We start from the raw sequence: 14,165 nt of genomic DNA, 5'->3' as shown, positions 1-14,165 counted from the left end.
TTTACTGTACAAATCCGTTTTTCTGCAAATTGATGTTTGCGCTTTGGGCGCGTAGAGGTATAATCGCGCCGATACCCAATCCCGCCTATTCGAGGTTTGAGTGTCAACAATGTCTGAATCCAATCTGCGCATCGCGCGCGAAGCCCTCACTTTTGACGACGTCCTACTTGTGCCCGGATATTCCGAGGTCACGGCCAAGGATGTGAGTTTAAAAACCCAACTCTCCCGCAACATTACCCTGAACATCCCCATTGTGTCCGCTGCTATGGATACGGTGACGGAAGCTCGCCTGGCCATTGCGTTGGCCCAGGAAGGGGGTATCGGCATTATTCACAAGAGTATGTCGATAGAAGAGCAAGCTCTTGCCGTTCGCGCGGTGAAGAAGTTTGAAGCCGGTGTTGTAAAAGACCCTATTACTATTGAGTCCGATGCCACTGTGCGCGAGTTGATCGCGCTGACCAGTCACCATAATATTTCCGGTGTACCGGTAATGGATCGTGGCGATTTGGTAGGTATCGTTACCAGCCGCGACGTTCGCTTCTTAACTGATCTCGACGTCAGTGTCGCCAGCATCATGACGCCGAAAGAGCGTCTGGTGACGGCCCACGAAGATGCGAGCCCCGACGAAGTACGCGAACTGCTGCATAAGCACCGTATCGAAAAAGTACTGGTGGTTAACGACAACTTTGAGTTGCGCGGCCTGATCACTGTTAAAGACTTTAACAAAGCAGAGCAGTACCCGAACTCCTGTAAGGATTCCGACGGTCGCCTGCGTGTGGGCGCGTCTGTGGGCACCAGCCCGGACACCGATGATCGCGTAGCTGCATTGGTAGAAGCCGGCGTTGATGTGCTGGTAGTAGATACCGCTCACGGTCACTCCCGCAATGTGATTGAGCGCGTGCGCCGCATTAAGGAAATGCACCCCCAGGTGGATGTGATCGGTGGCAACATTGCTACGGCTGATGCAGCGCGTGCACTGGTTGAGGCCGGTGCGGATGCGGTCAAAGTGGGTATTGGCCCCGGTTCTATCTGTACCACCCGTATCGTAACGGGTATCGGGGTACCCCAGGTGACGGCAATTGCAGAGGTTGCCACAGCCCTTAAAGAATTTGGTGTGCCCATGATCGCCGACGGTGGTATCCGTTACTCCGGCGATATCTCCAAGGCAATTGTTGCCGGCGCCTCATCTGTCATGATGGGTTCCATGTTCGCCGGCACCGAAGAGGCGCCGGGCGAAGTTGAGCTCTATCAGGGCCGTACTTACAAGTCCTATCGTGGGATGGGTTCTCTCGGTGCTATGTCTCGCACTCAGGGTTCTTCCGATCGCTATTTCCAGGATGCGAGCAAGGGCGCTGAAAAACTGGTACCGGAAGGCATCGAAGGTCGAGTGCCTTATAAAGGTCCGCTGTCAGCCATTGTTCATCAGATGATGGGTGGTTTGCGTTCAGCCATGGGTTACACCGGCAGTGTCGATATCGAGACCATGCGCACTCGTCCAGAGTTTGTGCGGGTCACGGCAGCCGGTATGGGTGAGTCCCATGTCCACGACGTTCAAATTACTAAAGAAGCCCCCAACTACCCGGTGGGCCGACGCTAAGCCTTCGACCTTCTCCAGGTGAAAAAAATTTAGATGGAACAAGCAGCAAACGGACCTTCAAGGTCCGTTTGCCGTTATTTAATCCAGTTATCGAGTAAGTCATGAGCCAAGATATCCATTCCAGCCGAATACTCATTCTCGACTTCGGGTCCCAGTACACACAATTGATTGCCCGCCGTGTTCGCGAGCTGGGCGTATTTTCTGAAATTCGCGCTTTCGATATGACCGAAGAGGAAATTCGTGAGTATCAGCCCAAGGGCATTATTCTCGCCGGTGGCCCCGAGTCGGTACCAGAAGAGGGCTCCCCGCGCGCGCCAGAAGCGGTTTATAACCTGGGCGTGCCGGTACTGGGCATTTGCTATGGCATGCAGACCATGGCCCATCAGCTTGGAGGCACCGTACAGGGCAGCGATATTCGCGAATTTGGCTATGCCCAGGTAAAAGTTGAAGGCCAATCCAACCTGTTGAGCGATATCAAAGATCATATCGCTGATGATGGCAGTTCCCTACTGGATGTTTGGATGAGTCACGGCGACAAGGTAGTGGCGATGCCAGAGGGCTTTGAGCTGCTGGCTTCCACCGATTCCTGCCCAATTGCCGGTATGTACCACGCCGAGAAGAATTTCTTCGGTGTACAGTTCCACCCGGAAGTGACTCATACCCTGCAAGGCATGCGTATTTATGAGCACTTTGTGATTGATATTTGCGGGTGTGAGAAACTCTGGACTCCCGCGAATATTATTGAAGACTCTATTGCTAAAGTCCGCGATCAGGTGGGCGAGGGCAAGGTGCTGCTCGGTTTATCCGGTGGCGTCGACAGTTCTGTGGTGGCGGCACTGCTGCACAAGGCTATTGGCGATCAGCTGACCTGCGTATTTGTAGATAATGGTCTCCTGCGTAAAAACGAAGGCGACCAGGTAATGCAGATGTTCGCCGACAATATGGGCGTTCGCGTTATCCGCTCTGATGCGGAAGAGGATTTCCTTGGGCGTCTTCAAGGTGAAAAAGACCCTGAGGCCAAGCGCAAAATCATTGGTAATACCTTTATTGAGATTTTTGATCGCGAAGCTTCCAAGTTGCAGGACGTGAAATTCCTGGCCCAGGGCACTATCTACCCAGACGTTATTGAGTCTGCCGCCGCTAAAACCGGCAAGGCACATGTAATCAAGTCTCACCACAATGTGGGCGGCTTGCCAGAGGATATGCAGTTTGAGTTGGTAGAGCCCCTGCGTGAACTGTTCAAAGACGAGGTTCGTAAGATCGGGCTGGAGCTGGGCCTGCCTTACGACATGGTTTACCGTCACCCCTTCCCGGGACCGGGTCTGGGTGTGCGGATTCTCGGAGAGGTAAAGCGGGAATATGCCGATATTCTGAGAGAGGCGGATGCGATCTTTATCGAGGAGCTGCACAACGCCGATTGGTATCACAAAACCAGCCAGGCCTTTGCTGTATTCCTTCCGGTAAAATCTGTGGGTGTTGTCGGTGATGGCCGTCGATATGAATACGTGGTAGCTCTTCGCGCGGTAGAGACTGTGGACTTTATGACGGCGCGTTGGGCACACCTACCCTATGAGCTGATTGAGAAGGTCTCAAACCGTATTATCAATGAGATAGAGCACATCTCTCGTGTGGTCTACGACGTTTCCAGCAAGCCTCCCGCGACAATTGAGTGGGAGTAACGGCAGAATCGAGGGGGTGCTTAGCACCCCTTTCTTTTTTTGTTTTGGGTTTAGCGTCTCATTTTCCACAACGAAGCCTTCTCTTTATTCGATCTTTAATTGGTACGGATTGTCGCTAAACGCCCTGTTAGGTTTTCGCTAACTCGTTGATTTTTTAAGCGTTTCCCGGGTTGTCTATTTTTTCTTCATGTTGTCACAATCTCCAAGTGGCGGGCCTTTGCGGCTTGCGGCATGAAGTTAGCCACAGAGATATCCACAGAATCTGTGGGTAGTGGATAATCCTGGATAGATTGGGGTTGAACTCGTGGGATAAGTTGAGAGGGTGGGAGGAGGGTGCCTCCCACATGGGTAGAGTTAAATTTCTCGGCGGAAGCTAATTAGCGCGGCCGTGACCGCCACATTCAGGCTTTCCACATCGTTTTGCATGGGGATACGCACCAGCTCATTGCACTGAGCTGCGACGGCATCGCTAACGCCGTGGGTTTCATTGCCCAACACAAAAATTGTGGAGACTTTACTGGAGACCTCTTTCAGAGTGGTTCGGGCGTGGGATGACAGCCCGCAAACCTGAGCCCCTGCCTCGCGGAACTCCCCCAGGGTGGCTGCCAATTTGTCACAGCGCAAAATCTGGGTTTTAAACAGTGTGCCTGTGCTGGCTTTGATAACCAGGGGGTCTATCTGTGCACAGCCTTTCTTTGGCAGGATGATTCCATCAATGCCGCCGGCACAGGCTGAGCGAATAATCATGCCCAGGTTTTGAGGGTTGGTTATGCCATCCAGGGCCAGAAGTTCATAGGTGTTTTTGTGCTCTGGGGCTGCAACCTTCTGTAAAAAGTCCTCCGCTCTGCCGTAGTGGGGCAGGGCCAGGTCGAGGGCTACACCTTGGTCCTGACGGGAATTCTTCGAAATCCGGGACAGGCCCTTGCGATCCCAGTAAGCAATTTCAATCTGACGCTCTTCCGCCAGGGTTTCCATTCGCTGGATTAGCTGGTCGCGCCGGTTGCTGCGGGCCAGATGTAATTTATGGACGGGTACAGATAAATCCTCGAGAGCCTCGAGTACAGGCTTGCGCCCATAAATTGTCAGGAGGCTATCGAAGAAGGCTTTTTTTTCCAGGTATTCGGAGGAGTCTTTCACCGCGTTGGCTCACTCAGCAGTTCGATCAATCTGGCTGCGCTCTCAGGTGAGAGCGAGCCGCGCCGCGCCAACTCTACACAGGCGAGGCCCAGATGGCGATAGCAAAGTGCCAGTTGGCTATCTACTGATGCAATGCTTTCCACCTGGGCTCCAACGGTTTCCACATCCCCCCTGGCAATGGGACCTGTCAGCGACCTCTCTGGTCCCAGCTCCAAATTGTTTTGCAGAGTCTGTGAAACAATCGGCGCCAACAGGCGAAGAGCACTGTCCCGCTCTATGCCAGCGGCTGCAAAGCTTTGTAAGCTCAGGTCCATTAGGGTGGTGAGGTAGTTGGAGGCGATCACTGATCCAGCGTGGTACAGAGACTTGTTGAGGGGATCAATAGCCAGTGTTTCACAGCCAATGGCTGCAAAAGCCACAGAAATAACCTCTACTGCATGGCTATCCCCTTCGACAGCGACGCTGGTTTTGGCAAATGTTTGCAGTGAGGTTTCCGGTTCGGCAAAACTGTGAACCGGGTGAGCACTGGCAACCAGAGCGGGTCTCAAGGGGGCTAGTTCTTTAGAGCTGAGAGCGCCACTGCAGTGGAATATAATAGTGCGCTCGTCGACCAGCCCGCTATCGGCAAGTTTCTGCGCAAATATAGCGATTTCACTATCGATACAACCAATCAGCCATAGGTCTGCTGAAGGCATTGCTGAGAGGGAATCGACAGCATTGCCTGCACCGATAAATCGACAGGCACTTTTTCCACTTTCGAGACTGCGGTTGTAAATTGACTGTATCTCGAATACACCGCTCTCCTGCCACAGCCGCCCCAGGGTTTTGCCAAGGCGGCCCGCGCCAATAATATTGAGGCTTTGCATCAGCTACCAGCGAGGCAGTCGACGTAGGCGTTAACGGCATTCTCCAGGCCCATGCTGATAGCATCGACAGTAAAGGCGTGGCCTATGGAGACTTCCTGCAAGCCCGGTAATGTTCGATAGCGCGGTAGGTTAACCAGGTTGAGGTCATGGCCGGCATTAATCCCCAGTCCCAGCTGATGTGCGTGCTCAGCGGCGGCACAGTGGGCAGAGAAAATTGTTTCCAGCTCTGGGCTCTGTTTGGTTACGGCTTCGGCATAGGGGCCTGTGTAGAGCTCAATACGGTCAGCCCCGACCTGTTTGGCCAGGCTGATCTGGTCCAGGTCTGGGTCCATAAACAGGCTGACACGTATCCCGGCATTTTTAAGTTGATCAATTATCGGAACTAATCGATCTCCATCCTGTTTGAGGTCAAAGCCGTGGTCAGAAGTGAGCTGATCATTGGTGTCGGGGACCAAAGTGCATTGGTCTGGTTTGGTTTCCAAAGCCAGTGGTATTAGACCGGGGTAGTCCCCCAGGGGAGCGGCGAAGGGGTTGCCTTCAACGTTGAACTCTATGTTCTTGCGGCTGGCGCAGAGTTTTGCCAGGTCGCGCACATCCCCTGGACGAATATGTCTTTGGTCTGGGCGGGGGTGTACAGTCAGCCCCTGGGCTCCGGCATCAAGGCAAGTGCGTCCGTGGGCGATTACGTCGGGAAAATTGCCCTCGCGGGAGTTGCGGATTAAGGCAATTTTATTGAGGTTTACGCTGAGAGCGATCAATGCTTATTCTCCCTTGCTGTGTTCAGCGACTGTGTTGTCGCTGGTTGTAATTCGTTTTGCGGAAAGAATCCGAATCGGAGTATTGGGGGCCTCTGGGTGCCTGCGATAAAGGCCACGGGGTTCCCGCTCAATTTTTTCTACGATATCCATTCCCTCGATAACCTTGCCAAAAACTGCGTAGCCAGGTTTATCCTCGCTGGCATCCAGACGGGTGTTATCTACCAGGTTAATAAAAAACTGGGACGTGGCACTATCGGGATCGTTTGTGCGCGCCATGGAAAGGGTGCCACGCAGGTTTTGGAGTCCGTTAGCTGATTCGTTGGCGATAGCGTCGCGAGTTTCTTTTCTTTGGAAATCAAAAGTGAAACCACCGGCTTGGACGACAAATCCAGGCACAACACGGTGAAAGATAATTCCATCGTAGAAGCCGCTATCGGTATAAGCGAGGAAGTTCTCTACGGTGACTGGTGCTTGCTTGGCATATAGCTCGATACGAATAACCCCGAGATCAGTTTCTAGTTTCACCTGAGGGTTTTGGGCAAATAGCGGAAGGCTGAATAGAGTACAGAAAAGAAAAATAACTAATTTACGCATCATCCGTGTCCTTTGAGTGTCCGGGGGTAATCGGTTTACCTCTGTGCCAGCGTATGGTTGTAGGTAGAGAGAAAGTATTTGAATATCGCTGCCTGAGGGATGCTTTTCAACATTCCCACAGGCGTATAGTAAGCGATTTTGGTTGTAGCGAGGGAGATCAGTTGGCCCACTCGGAATTGCGTTTGCGCGGGCGCACATGGGGGGCAATCATCGCCAGAATAGCGCCTAATACAACGGATAGGGCACCGTACACTTGCCACTTGCGGGCATCGCTACCGGACAGACGCTGAATTTCCGCTTCCGCCATGCTTTTTTCCTGTTTCAGTAATTCGTACTGATGCAGGAGTTTTTGATGGCGATCGTTGAGCGAAATTGCGTCGGCAGAAAGGGATTTCAGGCTCTTGAGTTCGGCGGCCAATTCCTGGCTCTGCTGCTGGGCAGAGGTCAGGGCGCTATTCAGTTCGCCGTTTTCTGTCTCCAGCCGGCGAACTTCTCCCCCCAGGTTACCTTCCATTTTTTCAAAGCGGGCCAGGTTGGCTTCTGCAGTTGCCAGCTTTAGTTTTGCCACGGGCTCACTGACCAAGTATTGGCGTCTGATCCATCCCTCAGTGCCGTTGGGGGTGCGCACTTTTGCCCAGCCGTCCGAGGCGGCATCTTCGAGTAGGGCTAGTTCGGTACCACTGGCCAGGCCGCGGTGCAGAATCCGGAATTCATTGCCTTTGCCGGAGCGCATGGGCACGTGAAGTTGGTCGGTAATATAGCGGGTCTCCGCTGCAAGTGCCGCTGGCGCTGAGTTCAACAGCGCTACAGCGAGTACACCGGACAGTAATTTCTTCATTGTGATGCAGCTTTTTGGTTAGAGTTTTTATCAGGGCAGTACAAGCTTGTAGGGCTTGACTGTAACCGATGCATAGACGCCTGCTTCGATATAGGGGTCACTGTCAGCCCAGGCTTTGGCCTCCTCCAAAGAGGGGAATTCAGCAATTACCAGACTGCCGGTAAAGCCGGCTTCACCGGGCTCTTCGCTGTCGATGCTGGGATTTGGGCCGGCGGCCAGGAGACGACCTTCATCTTTTAGAAGGTTGAGTCGAGCCAAATGACCGGCGCGGGCTTTTTTGCGTAAAGGGAGACTATCGCTAACATCTTCACTGATGATTGCGTACCACATTGTTTTTAATGCTCTTGTTAGTTTTTTTTAAGGTGTTATTGCGCAACCATCACTTCTTCCAGTTTCAGCCCGGTCAGCTTGCCGATACGGGAGAACAGGAAAAAGAGTGCACCCATCAGAATCAGGGTTGATGGGATCGCAATAACCAGATATCCATAGGCGGTCATTTCGCCCAGCTCGGTGTTGTAGGCCTCTGTGCCCGGCGGGCTGGTGACGATCATTTTGGCGAGAATGTAATTCAGCGCCGAGGAGAAAAAGAATGACCCGGCAACGATCCATGAAGTCTGGCGCAAAGTGCGGTCGAAGGCTGGCTGGTTACCATTGGCCTGTAATGACTCGGCGATCTTTGTCGTATTCAGAATTTGATCGTTGTACAGCAGGGTTTTGACCAGCGGCCAGCGGGTGTAAACGGATAGTGCCGTGGCAACACCCAGTAGGCCTGGGATTGCAGCTTCCTTAATCGCAATATACTGCGGGTCCAGCTTGAGCAAGCTGATGCCGCCAGTGAGCAGGATGCCAATAAACCCGAGGGCTGAGAAGAAATTGACCTTGCCCAGGCGCAGCAGGTCGCGAAGGCCATAGCCCAGCGGGAAGGCCAGGGCCACTATCAATGCCCAGGTTGGGCCCAACCAGTCATCCCCGGAAAGCTTGGTCAGTATCAATGTCGGAATAATGACATTGAAGGCAATATTGCTGAGAAACCCTTCCTTTTTAGGCTTCTCGGGAGATGTCGTGGTCGAATTCGTTTCGGTCATACTCAATTCCGGTGATAATGCCCGCTGGAAACTGGTGGGGCTGATAGCCCGTTCAATTTCCCCGCTGACAAAACTACTGTCAGACTTCGGCCCTGGCGAGCCACCTGAGAGTGACTGCTAGTCCGGGCCTTATCCCTGAAAACGCCGAGTGCCGCATAGACAGCGCAATAGGGCGATTGTTCCTGAAAAGACGGATATGGCGATCTTTTTCATCGTCGAACTGAGTGAGAGCCTGTTGTTGAAGACCCTTTCAGCCGATTTGAATACAGACCTGGTAGATCTGCACTGCCACAGTACCGCGTCTGACGGTATTTTAAGTCCTGCGCAGCTGGTGTCGAGAGCGAAATCCCAAGGTGTGACGATGCTCGCCCTAACCGACCACGATACGGTGGATGGAGTGTCTGAGGCTCAACAGGAAGGTGACTGCTTGGGCGTAGATGTGGTGGCGGGGATTGAGTTCTCCAGTCTTTGGGGGCGTAGACCCGTACATATTGTGGGCCTGAACATCAATCCCGAATCGGGGCTCCTGCAAGAAGCCATTCAGCTGCGTGAGCAGTTGCGCGAGGAGCGGGCAGAGCGTATTGCGGAGAAGCTGGAAAAGCGTGGCTTTAGCGGTGCCTTGGAGGGTGGGCGTGCCCTGGCGGGCGACTCGGTACTGGGTAGGCCCCATTTCGCACGATGGCTCGTGGAAGCTGGACATATAGATGATACCGGTAAGGCATTTAAGCGCTACTTGGGTGCCGGCAAGGTGGGGGATGTGCGGGTCGAGTGGCCCCAGCTGGGAGAGACTATCGCCACTATTCATCAGGCCGGTGGCTGTGCGGTATTGGCTCATCCCCTCAAGTATGGATTGACCCGCACCCAGTTATTGCGATTGTTGGGGGCATTTCTGGAAGAAAAAGGGGATGCTGTCGAATTGTTGTGCGGTCGGCAGAACCCGACACAGACGAGGGAGTTGAGGAAACTACTATTCTCAGCTGCGGAGGCGGTGGGCAAATCGATGCCATATTGTTCCCTTGGCAGCGATTTCCACCAGCCGGAGCAGCCGTGGCGGGAATTAGGTTGTGTTCGGTTGCCAGCAGACGTCGAGCCGGTGTGGAATCTGTGGCACACTCTGCACCGGGAACAGCGGGGTCACGTTTCGCTGCCCTAATTCCGGCTTGTGAATTGGGGGCCATCGTCCGGCTTTAAGCCTGGTGGATGGCAGTGAGGTATTTTCAATCGGTAAGGCTTTTGGGGGGCTTTGTGGCGCAGTTTTTTCAGATTCATCCGGATAATCCTCAAGGCCGCCTGATCACTCAGGCAGCAGAGATCGTCGCCCAAGGGGGCGTTATTGTTTTTCCCACCGATTCAGCTTACGCCATAGGCTGTCGACTGGGAGAGAAGCTGGCGGTTGAGCGCATTCGAGGGGTGCGCCAACTGGACAAGCAGCACAACTTCACATTGATGTGCCGAGACCTATCGGAGCTGGCGACCTATGCGAAGGTCGACAATCAGATGTTTAGGCTGTTAAAGAATCATACGCCGGGTTCCTATACCTTTATTATGCCGGCGACCGCCGAGGTGCCGCGCAGGTTAATTCATCCGAAGCGCAAGACCATCGGTATTCGCGTGCCGGATAATCCCATCGCCCTGGCCCTGATTGAAGAATTGGGCGAGCCGTTGATGAGCTGTAGCCTGATTATGCCCGGCGAAGAACAGCCCCTAACCGAACCTTACGATATCCGCGATACCCTGGAGCACCAAGTGGAATTGGTTATCGATGGCGGTTTCTGCGGGTTGGAGCCCACCACCGTGATCGACCTGACGGGTGATGAGCCCCAACTGATTCGCCAGGGATGTGGGGCAACTGACGAAATACTCGGCTGAAAGCTGCGGCGCCGTGTATAATCGCGCGTTTGCACGATTGAGGGTGGGGCAGGGTGTCCAGTGATGAGTTACTAGCAGAGGTCGAGGAGCAAGTGCTGGCCGAGGTTGCGGCGAGCGATGATGAAGCTTCTGCCCAGGCTGGCAATGCGGAATCGCCGGGCCAGGACTCGGATGAGGATTCCCCCCTGGCCTTGGTGCAGGGCGAAATCTTTAACGACCTCCCGCAGGATCTCTTTATTCCACCAGATGCTTTGGAAGTTGTTCTGGAGGCTTTCGAGGGGCCTCTGGATCTCCTGCTATACCTGATTCGCCGCCAAAACCTGGATATTCTCGAGATCAACGTCTCCGACATCACCCATCAATATATGGCGTATGTGGAGATGATGACGGCAATTCGCTTTGACTTGGCCGCCGAGTATCTGGTCATGGCCGCTATGTTGGCGGAAATAAAGTCGCGGATGTTGTTGCCGCGACCGCCTGAAGCGGAGGAGGAAGAGGGCGAGGACCCCCGCGCGGCTCTGATTCGCCGTTTGCAGGAGTATGAGCGCTTCAAAACTGCGGCTGAGGATCTCGATGAAATCCCCCGTGTTGGCCGGGATGTCCATCAGGCCAACGCAGAGGCTCCCGATCGAAGTATCACACGCCCCGACCCTGAAATTGACTTGAAAGAAGTCCTGGTCGCCCTGGCTGATGTGCTGCGGCGTGCGGATATGTTTGAGAGCCACCAGGTTGAGCGGGAGAAGTTGTCCACCCGCGAGCGTATGACCCAGGTGCTGGATAAGATCCGCCACGGCCAGTTTGTGCCATTTGTCAGCCTGTTTACCGTTGAGGAGGGTCGCCTCGGTGTCGTAGTGACCTTCCTGGCAGTGATGGAGCTGGTAAAAGAGTCTCTGGTGGAGCTGGTGCAGAATGAAGCTTTTGGCCCGATCCACGTGCGTGCTCGCGCTGCTACCCACAGTAGTGAAAGCGAAGACGGTACTGGCAGCGAGCTTGAGGATCAGACTCTCGAAGAGGTTGAAGATCCAGAGGACGCTGTAGAGGCCTCGGATAAAGCGTCGGAAATGTATTCGAGTTAGAAAATAGAAGATGACAATCGCCCCCGAATTACTGCGCAAAATCGTCGAAGGCGCCCTGTTGGCCGCTGGCCAGCCCCTCAGTGAAGAAAAACTGTTGTCTTTGCTGGACGAGGAAGAGCAACCCTCCAAGACTACCCTGAGAGATGTGCTTGAAGAAATCGCCCAGAGTTGTGCTGACCGAGGGTTTGAACTGAAGAAAGTCGCGACTGGTTGGCGTTTTCAAGTGCCGGAAGACCTGGCCCCATGGGTGAATCGGCTGTGGGAGGAAAAGGCGCAACGGTATTCCCGTGCTACCTTGGAGACCCTTGCCATTATCGCTTATCGACAGCCGGTAACCCGTGGTGATATCGAGGATATCCGCGGCGTTGCGGTGAGTTCGCATATTGTTAAAACCCTGCTGGAGCGCGGTTGGATTAAAGTTGTGGGGCAGCGGGACGTGCCCGGTAAGCCGTCTCTCTACGCAACAACCCGGGAGTTTCTCGATTATTTTAATTTGAGCACCCTGGATGATTTGCCGACTCTGGCGGAGATCCGCGATATCGAGAGTCTGAACCAGATTCTGGAGCAGGAAGGTTTGCCTCCAGAGCCGGTTCCCGAGGAGGGGGAGTCCGAGGAGGGGGAGTCCGAGGTGGACAATAGTGCTTCGGAAGACTCTGAGTCAGAGCAAGACTCAGAGGCAGAACCCCCTACTGAAGCCCCTGCGGCTGAACACGAAGATATAGACGATGCCCTGGTAGAGGCTTTGGCTGAGGAAGTTGCTGCTGAAGCATCAGGCGCCGAGTCCGAGTCCGAAGTAGACCGCGAAGTAGCGCCCGCCGAGACGGATGCAGAGGAAGACCCAGTGGAAACTGCGGCAGCAGAGATCCAGTGGGAAATGGCGCAGGAAGACTCTGAAGATGATTTGGAGTTGGATATAGATGTTGATCTAAGTGAAGAGAGTGAACTTCACAGTGATGAGGAAAGCAGCGCTGAATCGCCGCAAGCAGAAGAAGAGAGCGAGGGCTCTCTAACGGCAACGTTACCACCCAGCAGTATGTTTGCCGAAGACGACACAGCTGAAGAGGTCGCCGAGGAGTCGGTGGAGGCAAATGCTGATGTCGATGAAGATTCCAAAGAAGTAGTACAAGTGGAAAGCACCACCCCATGAGTGATGGTACCCCGCCAGCAGGCGAGAAATTACAGAAAGTATTAGCGCGCACCGGCCTCGGTTCGCGCCGTGAAATGGAGCGCGCAATTGATGCGGGCCGCGTAACCGTAAATGGAAAAGTGGCGGAGCTCGGCGAGCGCGTAACTGACTCGGATCATATCGAGTTTGATGGTAGCCGGCTGCCTTCAGCAGAGCAGAATCGCTGCCGGGTAATACTCTACAACAAACCGGTTGGGGAAATATGCTCCCGCCACGACCCGGAGGGCCGCCCGACAGTCTACGATCGCCTGCCGAGACTGAAAACCGGCCGCTGGATTTCTGTTGGGCGCCTGGATTTCAACACCAGTGGTTTGCTGCTGTTTACCAATAGCGGAGAGCTGGCCAATAAATTAATGCATCCCTCCTCGGTAATCGACCGCGAATATTTGGTTCGAATCCAGGGGGATGTGGATGAGGAAATGAGGCGGCGTCTGCTCAAGGGCGTGTTGTTAGATGATGGGTCGGCGCGCTTTACCGACATCGTAGAGAGTGGTGGTGAAGGTAAAAACCGCTGGTTCTACTGCGTAGTGATGGAGGGCCGCAACCGTGAGGTGCGTCGTCTGTGGGAGTCCCAGGGAGTTAGAGTTAGCCGCTTGAAGCGTGTGCGCTACGGCAGCGTCTTTATTCCCTCCCATGTGCGCGTGGGGCAGTGGATTGAGATGGAGCCCCGCGAGATCGATGACCTCTGCGTAACGGCGGGAATGCCGAAACTGGGCCAGCGCCCATTGACCCAGGGTGAGAAACAAAACCTGGAGCGTCAGCGTAGGAAGTTGCGCAAGTCGCCTGCACCGGCTGCTCGGCGCAATCGGCCGAAGTTAGGTTAGAAATAAAAAAGCCCGCACTAGCGGGCTTTTTTATGTATAAGGCAATGCTAAAATGACAGTAGAGACGTAAATGGCGAGTGATTAACCCATAGTTTTCAAATTGAATTTAGCCGTATATTTATTTGCAGATCTCACCCTTCACTCGTTGGTATAGCAATCCACTTCCCCTTCTTCAAAAAACACTGAACTGCCGAAAGTGGTTTTCGGTACACCCGTAGTGTCCGGATTTTCATTTTTCTATTTTTATTAATTGATAATATTTCGACAGTTTATCGAGTCCCGTAAGAAATATAGAAAATATCAAATGTTGTGAATTCGGTCCGTAGGCTTCCACAATTCATTCACTTTTGCGGGCTACTTTTTTGCTTTTTACGGCTTGAGTAAAGCATAAAAATTAAGTGAATTTTTTTGATGATTTTTTATGGTTTTCTCGATTTTTTTGTGGTTGTGAAAGGTTGATAAAGTCCCTGTATTTTTTGTTGATGGTTGTTGGGTGCTCTTTTAAAGCTTTTCTTGTAAGTGTTTTGCTTGATTATCGAAAAATGATTGTACACATGAGCGCTTTTTGAGTGCTTCTTCTGGTGGGGTGGTCTGATTGTGGGTGTGTTGCTTCGATTGCTCCATCCCGAGCGCCAATTTGTTGTTTGCCTTGTCTT

General features: G+C 53.4%; 14 protein-coding genes. 7 read left to right on the top strand and 7 right to left on the bottom strand.

Translation table 11 applies throughout. The annotated features are described in order from the left end of the window. Positions 1-109: 109 nt before the first annotated feature. Both guaB and guaA read left to right on the top strand, forming a co-directional pair. A complete protein-coding gene (guaB, locus tag ACJJIW_RS22175; RefSeq protein ID WP_282933710.1) occupies positions 110-1,597 on the top strand; it encodes an IMP dehydrogenase in 1,488 nt (495 codons plus the stop codon). 101 nt (positions 1,598-1,698) lie between these two features. Further along, on the top strand, positions 1,699-3,276 hold the full coding sequence (guaA, locus tag ACJJIW_RS22170; protein ID WP_444893162.1) for a glutamine-hydrolyzing GMP synthase: 1,578 nt from the start codon (positions 1,699-1,701) through the stop codon (positions 3,274-3,276). A gap of 354 nt (positions 3,277-3,630) precedes the next feature. On the opposite strand, the gene rlmB is transcribed toward guaA, so the two are convergent. From rlmB to ACJJIW_RS22135, 7 genes are all read right to left on the bottom strand, one after another. Further along, positions 3,631-4,413, bottom strand: coding sequence for a 23S rRNA (guanosine(2251)-2'-O)-methyltransferase RlmB (gene rlmB, locus ACJJIW_RS22165; RefSeq protein WP_444893163.1), 783 nt, complete (start codon positions 4,411-4,413; stop codon positions 3,631-3,633). After that, positions 4,410-5,279, bottom strand: a complete 870-nt coding sequence (locus ACJJIW_RS22160; protein ID WP_444936377.1) for a Rossmann-like and DUF2520 domain-containing protein — start codon at positions 5,277-5,279, stop codon at positions 4,410-4,412. Before ACJJIW_RS22160 ends, rlmB begins: the two co-directional genes overlap by 4 nt. Beyond that, a complete protein-coding gene (locus tag ACJJIW_RS22155) occupies positions 5,279-6,037 on the bottom strand; it encodes a pyridoxine 5'-phosphate synthase (RefSeq protein ID WP_282933706.1) in 759 nt (252 codons plus the stop codon). Before ACJJIW_RS22155 ends, ACJJIW_RS22160 begins: the two co-directional genes overlap by 1 nt. Before the next feature lie 3 nt (positions 6,038-6,040). Then, the gene (locus ACJJIW_RS22150) at positions 6,041-6,634 is read right to left on the bottom strand and encodes a peptidylprolyl isomerase (RefSeq protein WP_444893164.1); all 594 of its coding nucleotides are present in this window, start codon (positions 6,632-6,634) and stop codon (positions 6,041-6,043) included. A 154-nt stretch (positions 6,635-6,788) separates the two neighbouring features. Next, on the bottom strand, positions 6,789-7,469 hold the full coding sequence (locus ACJJIW_RS22145; protein WP_282933705.1) for a TIGR04211 family SH3 domain-containing protein: 681 nt from the start codon (positions 7,467-7,469) through the stop codon (positions 6,789-6,791). A gap of 30 nt (positions 7,470-7,499) precedes the next feature. After that, a complete protein-coding gene (locus ACJJIW_RS22140; RefSeq protein ID WP_108734042.1) occupies positions 7,500-7,799 on the bottom strand; it encodes a YciI family protein in 300 nt (99 codons plus the stop codon). Between the two features lie 35 nt (positions 7,800-7,834). Beyond that, on the bottom strand, positions 7,835-8,554 hold the full coding sequence (locus ACJJIW_RS22135) for a VC0807 family protein (protein ID WP_282933704.1): 720 nt from the start codon (positions 8,552-8,554) through the stop codon (positions 7,835-7,837). A gap of 196 nt (positions 8,555-8,750) precedes the next feature. On the opposite strand from ACJJIW_RS22135, the gene ACJJIW_RS22130 reads away from it, so the two are divergent. The 5 genes from ACJJIW_RS22130 to rluB all read left to right on the top strand — a co-directional run bounded on the left by ACJJIW_RS22130 (position 8,751) and on the right by rluB (position 13,509). Further along, positions 8,751-9,707, top strand: coding sequence for a PHP domain-containing protein (locus ACJJIW_RS22130; RefSeq protein WP_444936376.1), 957 nt, complete (start codon positions 8,751-8,753; stop codon positions 9,705-9,707). Positions 9,708-9,799: 92 nt separating this feature from the next. Further along, positions 9,800-10,423 (top strand): L-threonylcarbamoyladenylate synthase, encoded by a 624-nt coding sequence (locus ACJJIW_RS22125; protein WP_282933701.1) that lies wholly within the window; start codon positions 9,800-9,802, stop codon positions 10,421-10,423. A gap of 53 nt (positions 10,424-10,476) precedes the next feature. Continuing rightward, the gene (locus ACJJIW_RS22120) at positions 10,477-11,499 is read left to right on the top strand and encodes a segregation and condensation protein A (RefSeq protein WP_282933700.1); all 1,023 of its coding nucleotides are present in this window, start codon (positions 10,477-10,479) and stop codon (positions 11,497-11,499) included. 10 nt (positions 11,500-11,509) lie between these two features. Continuing rightward, a complete protein-coding gene (scpB, locus tag ACJJIW_RS22115; protein WP_444936375.1) occupies positions 11,510-12,646 on the top strand; it encodes an SMC-Scp complex subunit ScpB in 1,137 nt (378 codons plus the stop codon). After that, positions 12,643-13,509, top strand: a complete 867-nt coding sequence (gene rluB / locus ACJJIW_RS22110; RefSeq protein ID WP_444936374.1) for a 23S rRNA pseudouridine(2605) synthase RluB — start codon at positions 12,643-12,645, stop codon at positions 13,507-13,509. The genes scpB and rluB overlap by 4 nt, the downstream gene beginning before the upstream one ends. The last annotated feature ends 656 nt before the right edge of the window (positions 13,510-14,165 follow it).

It is taken from the genome of Microbulbifer maximicatervae (SeqCode) (genome assembly GCF_052467815.1).
The sequence above is the reverse complement of the archived record's forward strand: the minus strand, read 5'-3'. Positions and strand labels throughout refer to the sequence as shown.